The organism is Burkholderia sp. AU45388 (genome assembly GCF_030481585.1).
Taxonomy (GTDB): Bacteria; Pseudomonadota; Gammaproteobacteria; order Burkholderiales; family Burkholderiaceae; genus Burkholderia; species Burkholderia sola.
This window is the reverse complement of record NZ_JAUJPV010000005.1, coordinates 40735-57528: the sequence shown is the minus strand read 5'-3', so window position 1 is coordinate 57528 and position 16794 is coordinate 40735. Positions and strand designations below refer to the sequence as shown.

Below are 16794 nucleotides of genomic sequence, written 5' to 3'. Positions count from 1 at the left end.
GGAAAGAGACAACTCATGACGACACCCGAAGCCCAGCCGCGCATGACCGCGGTCGTCTGCCACGGCCCCGAGGACTATCGCGTCGAACAGGTCGCGATGCCGCATCCCGGCGCGAATGAGCTCGTGATCCGCATCGCCGCGTGCGGCATCTGCGCGAGCGACTGCAAGTGCTACACCGGCGCCAAGATGTTCTGGGGCGGACCGAGCCCGTGGGTGAAGGCGCCCGTGATTCCCGGCCACGAATTCTTCGGCTATGTGGAAGCGCTCGGCGACGGCGCGGCCGAGCATTTCGGCGTCGCGCCGGGCGACCGCGTGATCGCCGAGCAGATCGTGCCGTGCGGCAAGTGCCGCTATTGCAAGTCGGGCCAGTACTGGATGTGCGAGGTGCACAACATCTTCGGCTTCCAGCGCGAGGTCGCCGACGGCGGGATGGCCGAGTATATGCGCATTCCGCCGACCGCGATCGTCCACAAGATCCCGCTCGGCGTATCGCTCGAGGACGCGGCGATCATCGAGCCGTTGTCGTGCGCGATCCATACGGTGAACCGCGGCGACGTGCAGCTCGACGACGTCGTCGTGATCGCCGGCGCGGGCCCGCTCGGGCTGATGATGACGCAGGTCGCGCACCTGAAGACGCCGAAGAAGCTGGTCGTGATCGACCTGATCGACGAACGGCTCGAACTCGCGCGCCAGTACGGCGCCGACGTGACGATCAACCCGCAACGCGACGACGCGCGCGAGATCGTCCGCGCGCTCACCGACGGCTACGGCTGCGACGTGTACATCGAGACGACCGGCGCGCCGGTCGGCGTGAACCAGGGGCTGGACCTGATCCGCAAGCTGGGGCGCTTCGTCGAATTCAGCGTGTTCGGCGAGGATGCGACCGTCGACTGGTCGATCATCGGCGACCGCAAGGAGCTCGACGTACGCGGCGCGCACCTCGGGCCATACTGCTATCCGGTCGCGATCGACCTGCTCGCGCGCGGGCTCGTCACGTCGAAGGGCATCGTCACGCACGGTTTCGCGCTCGAGGACTGGGACGACGCGATCCGCGTCGCGAAATCGCCCGAATCGATCAAGGTGCTGCTGAAGCCGGCCCGCTGACGGCCGGCGCGCGCCTCACCGGAGACATCATGGAATACGTGATAGGCGTCGACATCGGCACGCAGAGCACCAAGGCGCTGCTGGTCGACCGGCACGGCACGATCGTCGCGCGACGCTCGGCCGGCTACCAGCCCGATACGCCGCGCCCGCTGTGGGCCGAGCAGTGGCCGCAGGTGTGGTTCGACGCGGTGCTCGACTGCATCGCGGGCTGCGTGAGCGACGCGCGCGCGCAGGGCGTGCCGGCCGATGCGATCCGGGCGGTGTGCGTGAGCAGCCTGTACGGCGGCTCGGGCATCCCGGTCGACATCGACATGCGGCCGCTGCATCCGTGCCTGATCTGGATGGACCGGCGCGCGACCGCGGAAGTCGACTGGGTCGACGAACACGTGAACGTCGAGCGGCTGCGCGTGATCACCGGCAACGGCGTCGACAGCTACTACGGCTTCACCAAGATGCTGTGGCTGCGCGACCACCGGCCGGACGTGTGGGCGAACGTGCGGTATTTCCTGCCGCCGAACGCATATGTGATCTACCTGCTGACCGGCGAAGTCGCGGTCGATCACAGTTCGGCCGGCAATATCGGCGGCGTGTACGACGTCGCGCGCCGCGAATGGTCCGACGACGCGCTCGACATGCTCGGCATTCCGGCGACGATGATGCCCGAGCGGCTCGTCGATTCGACGGACGTCGTCGGCGGCCTGCTGTCGCAATGGACTGCGCAACTCGGGCTGCCGGCCGGCACGCCCGTCGTCGCGGGCGGCGTCGATGCGGCGGTGGCGACCTTCGCGGCCGGCGCGACGCGTACCGGGCAGCACGTCGCGATGATCGGCACCAGCATGTGCTGGGGCTACGTGAGCCGGCACGTCGATGCGCGACACGGCCTCGTCAGCATGCCGCACGTGTTCGACGAGCAGCGCGACCTGTACGTGTTCGGCGGCGCGATCACGGCCGGCGCGTCGGTCGCGTGGTTTCGCGACCAGTTCTGTCACGCGGAAATCGATGCGGCGCGGCTGCTGCCGCACGGCGATCCGCACATGCTGCTCGAGGAGGCGGCCGAGCGCGTGCCGGCCGGAGCCGACGGCGTGCTGTTCCTGCCGTACCTGATGGGCGAGCGCAGCCCGGTGTGGGATGCGAAGGCGAGCGGCGCGTTCGTCGGGCTGAGTCTCGCGCATTCGCGTGCGCATCTTTATCGCGCGGTGCTCGAAGGCGTCGCGTTCGCATTGCGCCACAACATCGAGGCCGGCCGCCGTGGCGCGGTGGCGCTGGATGATCGATTGATCGTCGTCGGCGGCGCCGCGCATTCGGCGCTGTGGATGCAGATCATCGCGGACGTGACGGGTTTTCCGGTGTGGACGATCGAGCAGGACGTCGAAGCCGCGATGGGCGCGGCGCTGCTCGCCGGTGTCGGGGCAGGGCTCGTGTCGCGCGACGACGCGCAGGGCGGCTGGGTCACGCTCGTCGAGCGCGCACGGCCCGACGCCGATCGCGCGAAAACGTACGACGCGCGTTTTGCGCTCTACACGGCGCTGTATCCGGCACTCAAGCCGATCATGCACAGGCTGGGCACATCATCATGAACACACGATTCGATTTCGGCGGGTCAACGGTGCTCGTCACGGGCGCGTCGAGCGGCATCGGCCGCGCGTGCGCGGTCGCGCTCGCGCACGCAGGCGCGCGCGTCGTCGCGGCGGCGCGCGACATGGCCGCGCTCGACGCGCTTGCCGGCGAGATTGCGTGCGATACGTTGCGCATGGATGTCGGCGGCGACGAATACGCGATCGATGCCGCGCTCGCCTCGTACGAGGCATTCGACGGCCTCGTCAATTGCGCGGGGATCGCGTCGCTCGAACCGGCGCTCGAGGTCGACGCCGCGCATTTCGATCGCGTGATGGCCGTCAATGCGCGCGGCGCCGCGCTCGTCGCGCGAGCCGTGGCGCGCAAGATGATCGAGCGCGACGGACGCGGCGCGGCGAACGCACGCGGCAGCATCGTCAACGTGTCGAGCCAGGCGGCGCTCGTCGGCCTGCCCGCGCATCTGAGCTATTGCGCGTCGAAGGCGGCGATGGATGCGATCACGCGCGTGCTGTGCATCGAACTCGGGCCGTACGGCATTCGTGTGAACAGCGTGAACCCGACCGTCACGCTCACGCCGATGGCGCAGTTCGCGTGGAGCGAACCGGAGAAGCGCGCGCCGATGCTGGCCGCGATTCCGCTCGGCCGCTTCGCGCAGCCTGACGAAGTCGTCGAGCCGATCCTGTTTTTGCTGAGCGACGCGGCGTCGATGATCAGCGGCGTGTCGCTGCCGATCGACGGCGGGTATACGGCGCGCTAGACGCGCCACGGTAGTGGCGCGCTGCATTCGCGGTGCGAGGCAGTGTGCGGCTAGACCGGATCCTTGCTCGGCGGTCCGTCCGGCTGCTGCGGGTTGTCGTGATGGCCGGGCGGCGACGAGAACGGATCGTCTTCCGGATCGCGGTTCGGGTCGGCCGGTGGCTCGGGCGTCGGGGTCGTGTGGTCGCTCATGGAGAACTCGTGGCATGCGTGACGGGATGGCGCGGCGGACGCGCCTCGTCTCCGTTATAGCCAATCGGCCGCGCGTTTGCAGCGGGATTCTTGCGACGGGTTGTCGATCGTCGGAGAATCCGCCTGTTGGCGGTGTTCGGGCGGGAGCCCGCGGGCCCGCACAATCGACGTCAGCGCAAATCCGCCGGTGTATCGACGTCGCGCAGGATGCCGGGGTCGTCGACGTCGAGCAGGGTCACCGGCGCGCTGGCGAACAGCGCGCGGGCGCCCGCGTCGCCGTCGAGGGCGGCGAGCGCCTCGAAGTGGCGCGCGGCGAAACCGACCGGATGGCCGCGCACGCCGCGATGCGCGGGCGCGACGATCGACGCGCCGTCGGCTTCGAGCGCGCGCGTGACCGTTTCGTAAGTGGAAGCCGCGATCCACGGCATGTCGCCGAGCGCGACGAGCCAGCCGCTCGCGTCGGACGCGGTGCGGACGCCGGCCGCGAGGCTCGCGCCCATGCCGCGTAGCGCGTCGGGTGCATAGACGACCTGACAGCCGGCTTCGTTCAGCAGAATCGCGAGCTTTTCGGCGCCGGGGCGCACGACGGCGATCACGTCGGCGGTGGCAGCCGCGAGATGGCGGGCGGCGGCCACCGCCACCGGCGTGCCGTCGGGAAGCCGGGCGAGCAGCTTGCTGTGCAGGCCGGTCGGGTCGAAGCGTTGACCAAGGCCGCCGGCGAGCAGGACGCCGGTGGCGAGTGACGCATAGGACATCGGCGTGCGGGGAGTGAGGCAGGTGCTGCGATTGTGCGGTAGCACACGGGGATCGGCAAGTGAGAATGTTACCGAGTCACGCGTGTCGAATCGGGAAAACCGTCACCGCGAGGCTTCTTCGAGCATGCTTTCGTCGACAGGACTGTAAATTGCATGCGATTCGTTCTGCAGGATGGCCCAATAGCGATCGCCGAACGGCCCGTGCCACCATTCGGACGGGTAATGCGTGAAGCCGGCGCGGGCACGTGGCGCGACGACGGCTGCGGGCCGCTGGCCGATATGGGATGGGGCGGCCGCGGTCGTGTTGGTCGGACGAATCGCCAATATGCGGGAGTGGGGCGGAAGATGCGCCGTGGTTCGACCCACGGGCGGGCGACGCCTACCAGAGCGTCTTGACGTGCGCGTATGCGCGGATTTTTTCGTCGCGAGTGACGAGCGGTGCGCCGAGCCGCCGCGCGGTCGCGACGATCATGCGATCGGCCGGATCCTTGTGGAACGTGCCGGGCAGATCGGTGGATTTCGCGGCGATGTCGGCATCGATCGGCACGAACCGCATGCCGTCGATTTGCGCGACGGTGGCGAGCCACGCGTCGACATCCATCGTCAGTGCGAGGCGGTCGTTGCGCACCAGCATCGCGATTTCCCACGCGGAGATGGCCGATGCGGCGAGCGCGCCTTCGCTCCGAGCGCGATCGATCGCGCTTCTCGCCTTCTTGCTGAGCGCAGGGTCGCCTGCCACCCACCACACCAATGCATGCGTATCCAGCACGATCACCGCGACGCCTCCCAATCATCTTCCGCAATCGGATCGAGAGGATTGTCGTAGCGCATGACCGACCCGCGCAATATGTCCAACGGCTGAGCTTCGCGCGAGCGATACGGCCGGATCTCGAGCGTCGGCTTGCCGTGGTCGGTGACGATCAGGCTTTCGCCCGACGCCTCGACGAGCCGGAAGTATTCGAGTGCGCGAGCCTTGAATTCGGATTTCGATACGGGAGCGTGCGGCATCATGATATGAGCATGGTCATTTGACGATGGTCATTTTAGACCCGCATTTCGACGCGGCGCAAGCGCCGTGGGGCATGACCGGCTCACGCTACGCATCCGCCCACTTCCTCAACAGGTTGTGATAAATCCCGGTCAGGGAAATGACCATCGGATCCTTCGCGCCTTTTTCGGCGGAAAGCGCCTGAATCTGCGTATCGAGCTGAAACAGCAGCGTGCGATCGCCATCGTCGCGCACCATGCTCTGAATCCAGAAGAACGACGCCACGCGTTCACCGCGCGTCACAGGCGTCACGTGATGCAGGCTCGACGCCGGATACAGCACGAGATCGCCCGCCGGCAGCTTCGCGCGATGCACGCCGTACGTATCCTCGACGCACAGCTCGCCGCCGTCGTACGCGTCGGGTTCCTCGAGAAACAGCGTCGCCGACAGGTCGCTGCGCACGCGGAAATCCGTGCCGCGCAGCAGCCGGATCGCGTTGTCGACGTGCGTGCCGAACGTCTCGCCGCCTGCATAGCGATTGAACAGCGGCGGAAACACCTTGAGCGGCAGCGCCGCCGAAAAGAACAGCGGATGGCGGGCGAGCGCATCCTGGATCGCGTCGCCCACCGCGCGCGCGACCGGCGAACCTTCCGGCAATTGCCGATTGCGTTTCGCGAGCGCCGATTGCGCGCCGGACGTCGCATTCCCGTCGACCCATTCGGCGGCATCGAGCAGGTCGCGGCATTGCGCGACTTGCGCCTGGGTCAGTACGCCGGGGATATGAAGCATCATGATGCGGGTTCCAATGCGTGCGGCGTCAATTGCATGGCCGCCGAACGAAAAGCGTCGAGCGGCGACGACACGAGATACGCGCGCATCTTCGCGATGAACGCGGGCGTCGCGGTGGCCGGCACGCGCGCGAGCCAGGCGAGCGCTTCGTCGACGCGCCCGCGTTCGGCGAGCAGCCGCGCATAGTTGAACTGGCCGCGAAAATCGCCGGCTTCGGCCGCACGGCGATAGTGGTCGAACGCGGCGTCGATATCGGCCGATACGACCCAGCCGTCCTCATAGAAGCCGCCGATCAGGTTGATCGATTTCGCATGGCCGAGCGCGGCCGCGCGGCGGAACCAGTCGAGCGCGCCGCCGCGGTTCTCGTCGACGCCGTTGCCGAGCGCAAGTGCGGTCGCGTAGTTGTACATGCCCCAGTCGAGGCCCGCCTGCGCGGCGAGCCGATACCAGTACACGGCGACCGGCGCGCAGGCGGCCGTGCCCCAGCCGAACTCGTAGCAGCGCCCGAGCATGTTCATCGCCATCGGGTGGGCGGCCCGCGCCGCGTGCCGGAACCAGTTGAACGCGGCGGCCGGATCGCGTGCGACGCCGTGCCCGTCGAGCAGGTATTGCCCGTAGACGGCCTGCGCGTCGACGATGCCGTGGTCGGCCGCCGCCGCGACCCACGCGGCGGCGCGCTCGGGCGGCCCGGCCAGGATGTCGGCGAACTCGCGCGGCGATACCGACGCGAGCGCCTTCAGCGATACGGCCTCCATCGATCAGTAGCGCGCGTTCAGCGTGACGAACGCCGAGCGGCCCGGCGCGATCGACGCATAGTGCGCCGGATACGCCTGATCGAAGTACGTGCGGTTGAACAGGTTGTTCACGTTCAGCTGCAGGTCGAGCTTCTTGTTGATCCGGTACTGCGCCATCGCGTCGAAGCGCCAGTACGACGGCACGGCGCGCAGGTTCGCGGGGTCGCCGAACACTTCCGACATGTAGAACGCGCCGCCGCCGACCGTGAACTTCGGCGTGACGTCGTAGTTCGACCACATCGTGAGGCTGTGTTTCGGCGTGTTCGGGAAGCGGTTGCCGTTGTTCGCCGCGTCCTTGCCGTTGTCGCGCAGTGCGCTCTTCATGTACGTGTAGCCGCCGAACACCTGCCACTGTTTCGTGATCTGGCCGGCGAGGCCGAGCTCGAGGCCCTGCACGCGCTTGTTGCCGACCATCGCGTACTGGTTGTTCGGCAGCGTCACGCGTGCGTTCGTCGTGTCGATCTGGAACAGCGCGGCCGTCAGCGACAGCTTGTCGTTCAGCACGTTCCACTTCGTGCCGAGTTCGATGCTGCGGTTCTTCTCGGGCGCCATCTGGTCGGCGTTCGGGCCGACGCCGCCGCGGCCCGGCGTCAGCGACTGCGTTTCGCTGCCTTCGCCGAGCAGCATGCCGGCCGGCGTCGACGACGTCGCATACGACGCGTAGATGCTGCCGTTCTGCGCGGGCTTGAACACGAGGCCGGCCTGCCAGTTGACGAGCGTGTCGTCGCGCGTCGTGGTCTTGCCGCCATTCGCCTTGGTATCGGTGAAGCGGGTCGAGTAGTCGTCGACGCGCACGCCGGCGTTGACCTGCCAGCGCGGCGTGATCTCGATCGTGTCGAAGCCGTAGATCGACTTCGTCGTGGTGCGCGCATGCGCGTAGTCGTTGTTGCGCGTGATCGAGCCGGCCCACGGATCGTTCGGGTTCGGCGACCAGAGGCTCGTGCAGTTGTAGCCCGACGCGGCGCCGATGCCTTTCTGGCAGATCTTGCCCGTGTCGGTTGCGACCTTGTACGAATCGCGCTTGCCCCATTCGCGGGACAGCTCGATGCCGGTCGTGAAGCTGTGCTTGAACGGGCCCGTGCGGAATTCGCCGAACAGCTCGGTCAGGTTCGCGAGGCTGTTGATCGAGCTGTCGCGGTTGTTGTTGCGGCGCCAGACCTTGCCGTTCACGACGTTGCCCTGGCTGTCGTCCGGCTGCGTCCAGATGTAGTCCTGCGTCGATTCCGTGTAGCGCGTGGTGTTGCGCACCGTGAGGTTCGGCGTGATGTCGTGTTCGATCCTGATCGTGCTGATGTCGGACGTGGTCTTGCGGAAGTCGCGGTCGATCAGGCCGTAGAAGTTGTGGCGATCGACGGGCGCCGGATAAATCGTGCCGACGTTCGCGGGCTTGTTCGACGTCGTGTAGAAGTACGGGATGCCGCCGTCGGGCATGTCGTCCGTCTGCAGATGGTAGTAGCTCGCGGTCACGCGCGTGGGCGTGCCGAGGCCGAACGCGATCGACGGCGCGACGCCCCAGCGCTCGTTGTTGACGGCGTCGCGGCCGGCCACGTCGTTGTTGTGGCTCATCAGGTTCAGGCGGAATGCGGCGTGATCGGCGAACTGCCAGTTGCCGTCGGCGGTGAAGCGGCGATAGCGGTCGGTGCCGAGGCCCGCGCTCGCGACGGCCGTCGTGCCGAGGTGCGGGGCCTTCGTGATCAGATTGATGCTGCCGCCGGCGCCGCCGCGGCCGCCGTACGCGCCGTCGGAACCCTTGGTGATCTCGACGCGCTCGGTGTTGAAGATCTCGCGCGTGGTGGCGCCCGTGTCGCGCATGCCGTCGACGAACATGCTGCCCTGCGTGTCGTAGCCGCGGATGAACGGACGGTCGCCGAGCGGGTTGCCGCCTTCGCCGGCGCCGAACGTGATGCCGGGCACCGTGCGCAGCGCTTCGGTCAACGTCGCCGCGCCGCTGTTCTGGATCAGTTCCTGCGGGATCACGGTGACGGATTTCGGCGTGTCGACGAGCGGCGCGGTGAATTTCGCGGAAGCGGAAAAGTCGGCCTTGTAGCTGTGCTCGGTCTTGCCCTGGATCTCGATCGGCGCGAGATGGCCGTCGGTGCTGACGGGCGTCGCGGGCGGCGTGCCGTCGGCGAACGCGGGGCTCGCGGCGAGCACGCTGCACAGGGTGGTGAATTTACCGAGCTTCAGCTCGTCGGGACGGGACTTCATGGTGCGCTTCGACCTCGCGATGTGGCCCCGGGGCGGTCGTTGCGGAAATGTGCATGCCGCCGGGAATTATTACGATTTGTTTTCAGGCGGCATTCTATGTAATTTCTTGTTGAATGAGAAGCGTTCTTGTTCTCATTTGTGGAGCGATTGTTGACGAATGTTGCGGAGGGGTTGTGAGGGGCTGGCGGGGCGGGAGGATGGCCGAACGGCCGAATGGGAAAGGCGTGACAGATGGCTTACGGTGGCTGCATCCCAACCCGGATCAAATGACAGCAAGGTGTTGGTATGACTGCATTGAAAGCAAATGTGGTGATCCTCGTCGATACCAACGTCATTTCCGAGCCGCTGCGGCGCCGGTGCTGAAAATGACAACGCGCCGTGCAAGCCGGCGCGTTGGAGGGGCGTTGCGTCACTGCGCGCGGCCCTCGAACTGAAGCAATTTCGCGTTCAGGCGCGCGATGCCGCCCGCAGCTCAATCGATTCCGTGAAACACGGCATCCTCCGGCCCAAGGTACGCCGGCGGACGCCACGTCGCATCGCGCATCGAGTGCTGGACGAGATTCTCGACACCCAGCAGCACCGCGAAGATCGCCATCCGCACCGGAATGCCGTTGTCGGTTTGCCGGAAGATCGCGAGGCGCGGGTCGCGGTTCAAATCGACCGAGAGATCGTTCGCGCCGGGCCGGCTGTCGCGCGGCAGCGGATGCATGATCAGCGTGTCGGGCTTGCATACCGAATCGACGAGCGCCTGGTTGATCTGGAAATCCGGCGTATAGCCTTCGAACGACTCGTCGGTGAAGCGCTCTTTCTGGATCCGCGTCGCGTAGACGACATCCGCGCCGCGCAGCCCGGCCGCGAGGTCGTTCGTTTGCTCGACCACATGGCCGTTCGTCGAAATCTGATCGATGATGTACGCCGGCATTTCGAGCGTCGGCGGCGACACGAGCGTGAACTTCAGCCCGCGGTACAGCGCGAGCAGCTTGACGAGCGAATGCACGGTGCGGCCGTATTTCAGGTCGCCGACCAGCGCGATGTGCGCGCCGTCGACGATCTTGCCGAGCCGCGAGAATTCGCGCTGGATCGTATACAGGTCGAGCAGCGCCTGGCTCGGGTGCTCGCCGGGGCCGTCGCCGCCGTTGATCACCGGCAGGTTGGTCGCACGGGCGAATTCGGCCACCGAGCCTTTTTCCGGATGACGGATCACGAGCGCGTCGACGTAGCCGGCCATCACGCGGCTCGTGTCGTAGATCGATTCGCCCTTGGCCATCGACGAGAACGTGAAGCCCGTCGTGTCGCACACCGAGCCGCCGAGCCGGCAGAAGGCCGCGCCGAACGACACGCGTGTACGCGTGCTGGCCTCGAAGAACAGGTTGCCGAGCACGGCGCCTTCGAGCACGCGCGAAATCTTGTGGCGCCGCGCGATCGGCTGCATGACGTCGGCCACGCGGAACAGCGCCTCGACCGAATCCCGCGAGAACTGATCGACCGAGATCAACTGCGGCTTGCCTTCGAACAGGAATTGCTTCGCGAGCCCTTGTTTGTCTACGCTTTGCGTATAGTTCTCCCCGTCCGGCGCCGAGCGTTCGACGATTTCCGACACGAAACGCTCGACGATTTCGGGCATCCCGCGCGATTCCTGCGAATCGTCCGGAAGCAGCCAGGTATCCAGCGCGCGCCGGCTGACGCCGATGCGATTCGCGAAGGCCTCGCGAGTCATGTTGAGGCGGCGCATCGCGTCGCGGAGGAAGGCTTGCTGGGGAACGGTCATCGGCGGCTCCTGGGCGGAAAATATACGCGGTGCGTATATTAGTTCCTGCCACAATGAAGTCAAGAAAAATCTTCGCGCATGCGCGGTGTGGCGCGCCGGACACGCGGCGGGGCCGTACTGGCGCGCGGCGCGGCTCTCCGTATAATCAGGTCAGGCCCCGTGTCCGGCAGCATGCCGGGCGCCACGCCACACACGATTCGCCCGATCGGGCTTGTTGATTCCAAGGAGAATGAGAATGACGCGTACGATTGCTGCAATGCTGCTGGTACTGACCGCCGCGCTCGCCGGTTGCAATACGGTCGCCGGCGTGGGCCAGGACATTTCGAAGGGCGGCCAGGCGATCAGCGATTCGGCTGAAAAGGCCAAGTAAGCCAGCCGTTCCGGCATGCAGAAATGCAGAAGGCGCCGGGCCTTCCCGCGATGGCGGGGCGGCCCGGCGCCTTTTTTGTGCGCGAGTCGACGCCGCCGGCGTCAGGTGCGTTCCACGAATGCGTAGCTGCCGTCGACCTTGCGCGGCGCGAACCAGCCGTAGTCGGGGAACAGCCGGTTGCGGACGAACCACACGTAACCGACCAGCACGACCGTGATCGCGACGCTCGGCAGCGCGCCCGCCGGATCGCGCCCGAGATCGGCGATGGCCTTCGGCATCTGCAGCAGCGACAGCACGATGAACGCGTGATACGCGCCGACACGATGGGTCGCGAAGCCCCAGATGAACAGCAGCGACAGCGGCACGGTCAACGCAAGGAATACGGTGACGAGGACGGTGCCGGCGTCGGATGCGAAGAAGTAGTACGCAAGCATCAGGCTGATGACCAGCTGGGCGATGCCGAGCGCGATCAGGATCCGGATGTGCACCCTGTTCTTGCGGCAGCGTTCGGAGTCCGGGCGCGACGCGATCAGGTGCGCGAGCACGCGATCCTTGAGCCCCTGTCCGGACAGTTCGGCCAGCGCGTCGGCCTTCCTCGTTCCCGCGGACAGCAGCACCGCGATTCTTGTTTTGGCTTCCTTCCTGTTCATTGCTTGGCGGATTGTCGTTCGAGGGTGGTCAAAGGGGCCGGCCACGCGAATATTGCATCTTGCGCAGCCGTGCGCAACGGTTTTGCGGCGCGCGGACACATTCCTGCAGTCGCCGGCTGCATGGCGGGAAGACGGAGAGCGACAGGCGAGGCGACGGCAGGGCGCGGCTGCCCTTTCCGCCGGGACGCGACGAACGCGCGTCAGTCGGTGGCGGCCCGCGCCGCGAGCGTCGTGCGCGATTCGCCGGGCGGCTCGCGCCGTCGCGTCGCGCCGACGAGCATGCCGGCGACGACGAGCGCGATGCCGGCGACACGCGTGCCGCTCAGCGCTTCGTCGAACAGCGCGACGGCGAACAGCACGGCCGAAACCGGTGCGACCGCGGTGAACAGGGCGGCCTCGGTGCCGCTCGTGCGCGCCGAACCCGCATACCAGCACAGATAGCCGAGCACGGTCGGAATCAGCGCGTAGTACGCGATCGCCGACACCGCGCCGACGGTCCAGCCGCTCGCCACCGCATGCCATTCGAACGCGGCCGGCACGAGGGCGAGCACGAAGCCGAGGCCCGACATCGCGGTGGAAAGCGCAAGCGGCGGCAACGGCGCGGCGAGCCGCCGGTTGAGCAGGATGAAAACCGCTTCGCATGCGACGGCCGCCAGTACCAGCGCATCCCCGGCAAGCGTCTGCAGCGACGGCATCGCGTGGCCTGGCGCGAACGTGACGAACAGCACGCCGGCGGTGGCGAGCGCGGCAGCCAGCCAGTCGCGCGGCGTCTGCCGCTCGCGCAGCACGACGGCCGCGATCAGCGTCGACATGGCCGGCAGCGTGCCGAGCATCACGCCCGCATCGAGCGGCGACGACAGCTTCGTCCCGCTGATCAGCAGCACCGTATAGCCGACGCCGCCCGCCGCCGCCTGGATCACGAGCAGCGCGGCGTCGCGTGCGCAAATGCGTGGCCAGCGCATGCGCTGCGCGCGCATCAGCGCGAACAGCAGCGGGGTCGCGATCAGGAAGCGCAGCGCGGCGGCCGCGAACGGCGGCAGGCCGCCCGCCGCGAGACGGCTCGCGATGACGGTGCTGCCGACACCGGCCATCGCGGCGGCGAGATAGAGATAGCCAATCAGTCGTGTCTTCATGCGCCGCATCGTCGCGTACCGGGCACGGGGCGTCTTGAACGAAATTGCAGCAGAGTGGGGCGTTGAATACGGGGCGCCGTCGACGTGCCCGGACGCAATGGGTCGCGGCCGCCGTCGAGGCGGCAACCGCCTGCGAATGCGGTGCGCCCGGCGGCCTCGCGCTGCGCGCAGGGCAGCGGGACAGTGCTACTTAACCCGCCTGCGTGAATCGCCCCGGCGTGATCCCGAAGTGGCGCGCGAACGCCCGCGTCAGGTGGCTCTGATCGGCGAAGCCGGCTTCAGCCGCGGCATCGGCGATCGGCAGGCCGCTGGCCAGCAACGTGCGCGCCAGCCGCGTGCGCGACTGGACCAGATAGGCATGCGGCGTGATGCCGAGCTCGCGCGCGAAGCCGCGCAGCAACTGGAAGCGGCTGACGCCGCTCAGGTCGGCCAGCTCGGCGAGCGATACGGGCGCGGCCGGCGCCGCGTCGAGCCGCTCGCGGGCGATGCGGACCGCCGGTGCGACGCCGGCCGTGGGCAGCGTGCGGTTTGCGTGCCGGGCCAGCAAACCGGCGACGAGCATCACGAGCGCTTCGTCGCGGGCCAGCGGCTGGGTTTCGCCTGCGACGATGCGCGCATGCAGCCGGCCGACGGCGGCCGCGAGCCGCGCGTCGCGCACGGCTGGATGCGCGAGCTCGACGGCGCCGACGCCTTCTTCCGCCGCGACGCCCGCGACCAGCGCGGGAGTGAGGTAGAGCATCCGCCAGCGCCGGCCAGTGCCGGCCTCGAGCGGCGCGCCGTCGTGCATCTCGCCGGCGTTGACCATGATCGTGTCGCCGGCCAGCGCGTCGACTTGCCCGCGGCCGCTCCACGACCGGTGCGCACCGCTGACGATCACGCCGACCCCGAATTCGTCGTGCGCGTGGCGCGGAAACGCGCGATCGGATTCGAGGCTGATCGCCTCGATGCCTTCGCCGGTGCGTCGGTAGTGGGTGACACGGTGCATGTGCGCTCCTCGCGCCGGTGGCGGCGCGGATCACGTGCACTGTAGCGCGTTCCGACGCCGCGCGCCCTTCATCCTTTTGGCCGATACCGCGCCGCGCGCGCAGCCCGCACCATGTGCACATGAGCAGCGTACACGGCCCGCCGGGCCTGAAGCTGCGCGGGAGAGGGCAGGTGGAACGACAGGATCCGGTATTCATTCAGGTGGGCGCGCTCGCGGACGGCTTCGCGCCGGACGCGAACGTCCTCGCCCCCGTCGACGCACTCGTCGCGCGGACGCTGACGCTCGACGACGCATCGGGCGCATGGCGTGTCTATACGTTCGAGGCGGGCGCGCTGCAGTGGCGCGATGCGGCGACCGATACGGAGGGCCGCGTGGCGTGCCGCGTGACGCGGCTGCGCGACGGGCTGTACTTCGTCGACTACATCGATGCTACGGCGCGGGCGACGTCGGTGAGCCTCGTGATCGATCTCGACACCGGCGTGTGGACGTCGGTCGTCGGTACGCTGCCGACGGAAGCCGACACGCGCATCGATGCGTTCACGCGCGTCGCGCGCGGGCTGCCGTTGACGGCCGTCGATGCGCAATTCCGGCACGGCACGCTCGGCGGCCACGCCCGGCCGGGGCCGCTGCATGCGCCCACGCGCGAGCTGATCGGCAAGCGGACGATGTACCGCTACAGCCCGACCGAATGCTACGAGCACATCTACCTGAACGAGAATTTCTACGCGTGGCAGTGCCTGCAGGGCGTCGAAGGCGGGCTGGCCGATGTCGACCGCTGTCATTACTTCAAGATCGCGGACGAGCTTTACTTGTTCGTGTGGCGCGAGAAGGTGGTGCCGACGCTCGGCGTCGTGCTGATCGACTTCGCGCAGCACAAGACCGACGGCAAGATCTTCGGCTATCAGGGCAGCGATTTCGGCTCGTTGTCGAATTTCCCGGTCGGCGCGTACGCGCAGGTGCTGAACGAAACCGTGCATTCGCTCGGCGACGAGGCGCAGCGATGACCGCCGTGCTCGGCGGCGGCCGCTTGCGTGCGGATTTCAGCGGCCGCGTCGTGCTCGTCACGGGTGCCGCGCAAGGGATCGGCGCGGCGATCGCGCGCCGCTTCGCGGAATCCGATGCGTTCGTCGCGGTCGCCGACCTGAATGGCGAGGCGGCAGCCGCGCAGGCCGACGCGCTGGCCGGGGCGGGCGGCGACGCACGCGCGTACCGGGTCGATGCCGCGAGCCGGGCCGAACTGGATGCGCTCGTCGCGGCAGTCGAGCGCGACGGCGGCCGGCTCGATGTCGTCATCCACAATGCCGCGTACTTTCCGTTGACGCCGTTCGCGCAGATCGACGAGCCGACGCTCGACCGGACGCTGTCGGTCAACCTGTCGGCGCTGTTCTGGCTGGCGCAGGCCGCGTTGCCGGCATTCGAGCGCGCGGGGGCCGGGCGGCTGCTCGTCACGTCGTCGGTGACGGGGCCGCGCGTCGCCTATCCGGGGCTGGCGCATTACGCGGCGTCGAAGGCCGGCGTGAACGGCTTCATTCGGGCGGCGGCGCTGGAGCTGGCGCGCCGCAACGTGACCGTCAACGGCGTCGAACCGGGGATGATCCGCACGCCGGCGGCCGGCAATCTCGGCGACGCGTCGGTCGCGGCCCAGATCGCGCGCGACATTCCGCTGGCGCGGATGGGCGAGCCGGAGGACATCGCGAACGCGATGCTGTTTCTCGCGTCGGCCGATGCGGCGTACATCACCGGGCAGACGATCGTCGTCGATGGCGGGGCGACGTTGCCGGAGAGCGGCGCGGTGCTGGCAGACGGGTAGCGGCGAGCCAGCGAGGGCGAGCGCGGCGAGGCCTCGCCGGCACAGGCGTGCGGCCCGCGCCATGGGCGCTCGTGTCACAGGCCGCCGCTGTCGCGACTACAGCCAGCCGTTGCGGATGAATTCGACGATCGAATAGCGGTGATGCTCGAGATCGTGCTGCCGCACGGCCTCGACGATGCGCGATACGCCATCCGCATAGGGCGTATCGCCGGATACGCGCGATTCGAACTGCAGGCTGCAGGCGCCGTCGTCGATGCGTATCCGGTGAACCGCATGGCGGCCGAGCTGATCGTCGCGGATGCCGAATTCGCTGCGCTGCACGGCCGGGTCGCGCACGGAGCGGATGGTTTCCGGCCGTACGCCGAGCGACTGGGCGATGCCGACGGCCGTGCCGGGCACCGAGGTCTTGCCGGCCTGATGCGACTCGGTCACGCTGATGTCGCAGTCGCGAAACAGGTGGCCGCTGGCTTCCAGCATGCTCATGAACTTGAGCATCAGGATGTTCGTGTTCGGGCACAGCACGACCGGAAAGCCGTACGTTCCGGTTTCGAGGTCGGAGCCGGTCGACAACTCGACGAGCGGCGACGCGGTGCCCTGGCAGAACGCGATCGCCGCGGCGAGTTCGCGGCCGGAGCCGGCATGGACGACGATCGACCGGGCCTCGGTTCGCGTGCTGTCCGACCACGGCATCACGCGACAGGTGGCCGGGTCGAGCTTGTGCGAGCCGAGCAACTCGTTGGCGAGCTTGCCGGTTCCGATGACGAGTACTTGCATGGGATTGACGGGTTGAGGTTCGGGATGCGAGACGGCGGTGGCGCGGGCCGTCGGGCGGGCCAGCCCGGTTGCCTCCTCGCGCGCCATGGGTGCCAGGCATCGCGCATTATGCCCGGCCGTCCGACCGCGTGCTCGTGGGCTCG

19 protein-coding genes are annotated in these 16794 nt (G+C 68.0%); 6 read left to right on the top strand and 13 right to left on the bottom strand.

Translation table 11 applies throughout. The annotated features are described in order from the left end of the window. Positions 1-15 precede the first annotated feature (15 nt). Genes QZM72_RS11850 through QZM72_RS11840 form a run of 3 tightly spaced genes read left to right on the top strand, consistent with a single transcriptional unit; the run spans position 16 to position 3436 of the window. Entirely contained in the window at positions 16-1104 is a 1089-nt protein-coding gene (locus QZM72_RS11850; RefSeq protein ID WP_301738148.1) for an alcohol dehydrogenase catalytic domain-containing protein, read from the top strand. Between the two features lie 29 nt (positions 1105-1133). After that, positions 1134-2681: an FGGY-family carbohydrate kinase gene (locus tag QZM72_RS11845; protein ID WP_301738146.1), complete on the top strand. Its 1548-nt coding sequence runs from the start codon at positions 1134-1136 to the stop codon at positions 2679-2681. Continuing rightward, positions 2678-3436: an SDR family oxidoreductase gene (locus QZM72_RS11840; RefSeq protein WP_301738145.1), complete on the top strand. Its 759-nt coding sequence runs from the start codon at positions 2678-2680 to the stop codon at positions 3434-3436. Before QZM72_RS11845 ends, QZM72_RS11840 begins: the two co-directional genes overlap by 4 nt. Positions 3437-3486: 50 nt before the next feature. On the opposite strand, the gene QZM72_RS11835 is transcribed toward QZM72_RS11840, so the two are convergent. From QZM72_RS11835 to QZM72_RS11795, 9 genes are all read right to left on the bottom strand, one after another. Beyond that, the gene (locus QZM72_RS11835) at positions 3487-3627 is read right to left on the bottom strand and encodes a hypothetical protein (RefSeq protein WP_012339712.1); all 141 of its coding nucleotides are present in this window, start codon (positions 3625-3627) and stop codon (positions 3487-3489) included. 170 nt (positions 3628-3797) lie between these two features. Then, entirely contained in the window at positions 3798-4382 is a 585-nt protein-coding gene (locus QZM72_RS11830; RefSeq protein WP_301738144.1) for a nucleotidyltransferase family protein, read from the bottom strand. Positions 4383-4484: 102 nt separating this feature from the next. Continuing rightward, complete coding sequence (locus QZM72_RS11825; RefSeq protein WP_301738143.1) at positions 4485-4748, bottom strand: hypothetical protein; 264 nt, start codon at positions 4746-4748, stop codon at positions 4485-4487. A 13-nt stretch (positions 4749-4761) separates the two neighbouring features. Further along, a complete protein-coding gene (locus QZM72_RS11820) occupies positions 4762-5157 on the bottom strand; it encodes a type II toxin-antitoxin system VapC family toxin (protein ID WP_089470610.1) in 396 nt (131 codons plus the stop codon). Further along, the gene (locus QZM72_RS11815; RefSeq protein WP_021158157.1) at positions 5154-5393 is read right to left on the bottom strand and encodes a type II toxin-antitoxin system Phd/YefM family antitoxin; all 240 of its coding nucleotides are present in this window, start codon (positions 5391-5393) and stop codon (positions 5154-5156) included. Before QZM72_RS11815 ends, QZM72_RS11820 begins: the two co-directional genes overlap by 4 nt. A gap of 85 nt (positions 5394-5478) precedes the next feature. Then, a complete protein-coding gene (locus QZM72_RS11810) occupies positions 5479-6162 on the bottom strand; it encodes a Fe2+-dependent dioxygenase (RefSeq protein WP_089470189.1) in 684 nt (227 codons plus the stop codon). After that, positions 6159-6914, bottom strand: a complete 756-nt coding sequence (locus QZM72_RS11805) for a tetratricopeptide repeat protein (protein WP_089470188.1) — start codon at positions 6912-6914, stop codon at positions 6159-6161. The genes QZM72_RS11810 and QZM72_RS11805 overlap by 4 nt, the downstream gene beginning before the upstream one ends. 3 nt (positions 6915-6917) lie before the next feature. Then, positions 6918-9161, bottom strand: a complete 2244-nt coding sequence (locus tag QZM72_RS11800; RefSeq protein ID WP_089470187.1) for a TonB-dependent siderophore receptor — start codon at positions 9159-9161, stop codon at positions 6918-6920. Positions 9162-9633: 472 nt separating this feature from the next. Next, on the bottom strand, positions 9634-10929 hold the full coding sequence (locus QZM72_RS11795; protein WP_089470186.1) for an aspartate carbamoyltransferase: 1296 nt from the start codon (positions 10927-10929) through the stop codon (positions 9634-9636). Between the two features lie 235 nt (positions 10930-11164). Here QZM72_RS11795 and QZM72_RS11790 point away from each other — a divergent pair, with 235 nt between their 5' ends. After that, complete coding sequence (locus QZM72_RS11790; RefSeq protein ID WP_050017418.1) at positions 11165-11299, top strand: entericidin A/B family lipoprotein; 135 nt, start codon at positions 11165-11167, stop codon at positions 11297-11299. Positions 11300-11400: 101 nt separating this feature from the next. Here the strand turns inward: QZM72_RS11790 and QZM72_RS11785 are convergent, their stop codons facing one another. From QZM72_RS11785 to QZM72_RS11775, 3 genes are all read right to left on the bottom strand, one after another. After that, entirely contained in the window at positions 11401-11949 is a 549-nt protein-coding gene (locus QZM72_RS11785) for a permease (protein ID WP_089470185.1), read from the bottom strand. A gap of 200 nt (positions 11950-12149) precedes the next feature. Continuing rightward, entirely contained in the window at positions 12150-13082 is a 933-nt protein-coding gene (locus QZM72_RS11780) for a DMT family transporter (RefSeq protein ID WP_089470609.1), read from the bottom strand. A gap of 190 nt (positions 13083-13272) precedes the next feature. After that, positions 13273-14067 carry an AraC family transcriptional regulator gene (locus QZM72_RS11775; protein ID WP_089470184.1) on the bottom strand — a complete coding sequence of 265 codons (795 nt, stop codon included), beginning with the start codon at positions 14065-14067 and terminating at the stop codon, positions 13273-13275. Positions 14068-14237: 170 nt separating this feature from the next. On the opposite strand from QZM72_RS11775, the gene QZM72_RS11770 reads away from it, so the two are divergent. Both QZM72_RS11770 and QZM72_RS11765 read left to right on the top strand, forming a co-directional pair. After that, the gene (locus QZM72_RS11770; protein ID WP_089470608.1) at positions 14238-15071 is read left to right on the top strand and encodes a molybdenum cofactor biosynthesis F family protein; all 834 of its coding nucleotides are present in this window, start codon (positions 14238-14240) and stop codon (positions 15069-15071) included. Next, a complete protein-coding gene (locus QZM72_RS11765) occupies positions 15068-15877 on the top strand; it encodes an SDR family oxidoreductase (protein WP_089470183.1) in 810 nt (269 codons plus the stop codon). The genes QZM72_RS11770 and QZM72_RS11765 overlap by 4 nt, the downstream gene beginning before the upstream one ends. A gap of 96 nt (positions 15878-15973) precedes the next feature. On the opposite strand, the gene QZM72_RS11760 is transcribed toward QZM72_RS11765, so the two are convergent. Next, positions 15974-16651 carry a dihydrodipicolinate reductase C-terminal domain-containing protein gene (locus QZM72_RS11760; protein WP_301738142.1) on the bottom strand — a complete coding sequence of 226 codons (678 nt, stop codon included), beginning with the start codon at positions 16649-16651 and terminating at the stop codon, positions 15974-15976. Between the last annotated feature and the right edge of the window lie 143 nt (positions 16652-16794).

Coding starts and splice junctions, on each gene's coding strand:
- QZM72_RS11850 (WP_301738148.1), top strand. CDS start 16: ATGACGACACCCGAAGCCCAGCCGCGCATGACCGCGGTCGTCTGCCAC.
- QZM72_RS11845 (WP_301738146.1), top strand. CDS start 1,134: ATGGAATACGTGATAGGCGTCGACATCGGCACGCAGAGCACCAAGGCG.
- QZM72_RS11840 (WP_301738145.1), top strand. CDS start 2,678: ATGAACACACGATTCGATTTCGGCGGGTCAACGGTGCTCGTCACGGGC.
- QZM72_RS11835 (WP_012339712.1), bottom strand. CDS start 3,627: ATGAGCGACCACACGACCCCGACGCCCGAGCCACCGGCCGACCCGAAC.
- QZM72_RS11830 (WP_301738144.1), bottom strand. CDS start 4,382: ATGTCCTATGCGTCACTCGCCACCGGCGTCCTGCTCGCCGGCGGCCTT.
- QZM72_RS11815 (WP_021158157.1), bottom strand. CDS start 5,393: ATGATGCCGCACGCTCCCGTATCGAAATCCGAATTCAAGGCTCGCGCA.
- QZM72_RS11810 (WP_089470189.1), bottom strand. CDS start 6,162: ATGATGCTTCATATCCCCGGCGTACTGACCCAGGCGCAAGTCGCGCAA.
- QZM72_RS11805 (WP_089470188.1), bottom strand. CDS start 6,914: ATGGAGGCCGTATCGCTGAAGGCGCTCGCGTCGGTATCGCCGCGCGAG.
- QZM72_RS11800 (WP_089470187.1), bottom strand. CDS start 9,161: ATGAAGTCCCGTCCCGACGAGCTGAAGCTCGGTAAATTCACCACCCTG.
- QZM72_RS11795 (WP_089470186.1), bottom strand. CDS start 10,929: ATGACCGTTCCCCAGCAAGCCTTCCTCCGCGACGCGATGCGCCGCCTC.
- QZM72_RS11790 (WP_050017418.1), top strand. CDS start 11,165: ATGACGCGTACGATTGCTGCAATGCTGCTGGTACTGACCGCCGCGCTC.
- QZM72_RS11785 (WP_089470185.1), bottom strand. CDS start 11,949: ATGAACAGGAAGGAAGCCAAAACAAGAATCGCGGTGCTGCTGTCCGCG.
- QZM72_RS11780 (WP_089470609.1), bottom strand. CDS start 13,082: ATGAAGACACGACTGATTGGCTATCTCTATCTCGCCGCCGCGATGGCC.
- QZM72_RS11775 (WP_089470184.1), bottom strand. CDS start 14,067: ATGCACCGTGTCACCCACTACCGACGCACCGGCGAAGGCATCGAGGCG.
- QZM72_RS11765 (WP_089470183.1), top strand. CDS start 15,068: ATGACCGCCGTGCTCGGCGGCGGCCGCTTGCGTGCGGATTTCAGCGGC.
- QZM72_RS11760 (WP_301738142.1), bottom strand. CDS start 16,651: ATGCAAGTACTCGTCATCGGAACCGGCAAGCTCGCCAACGAGTTGCTC.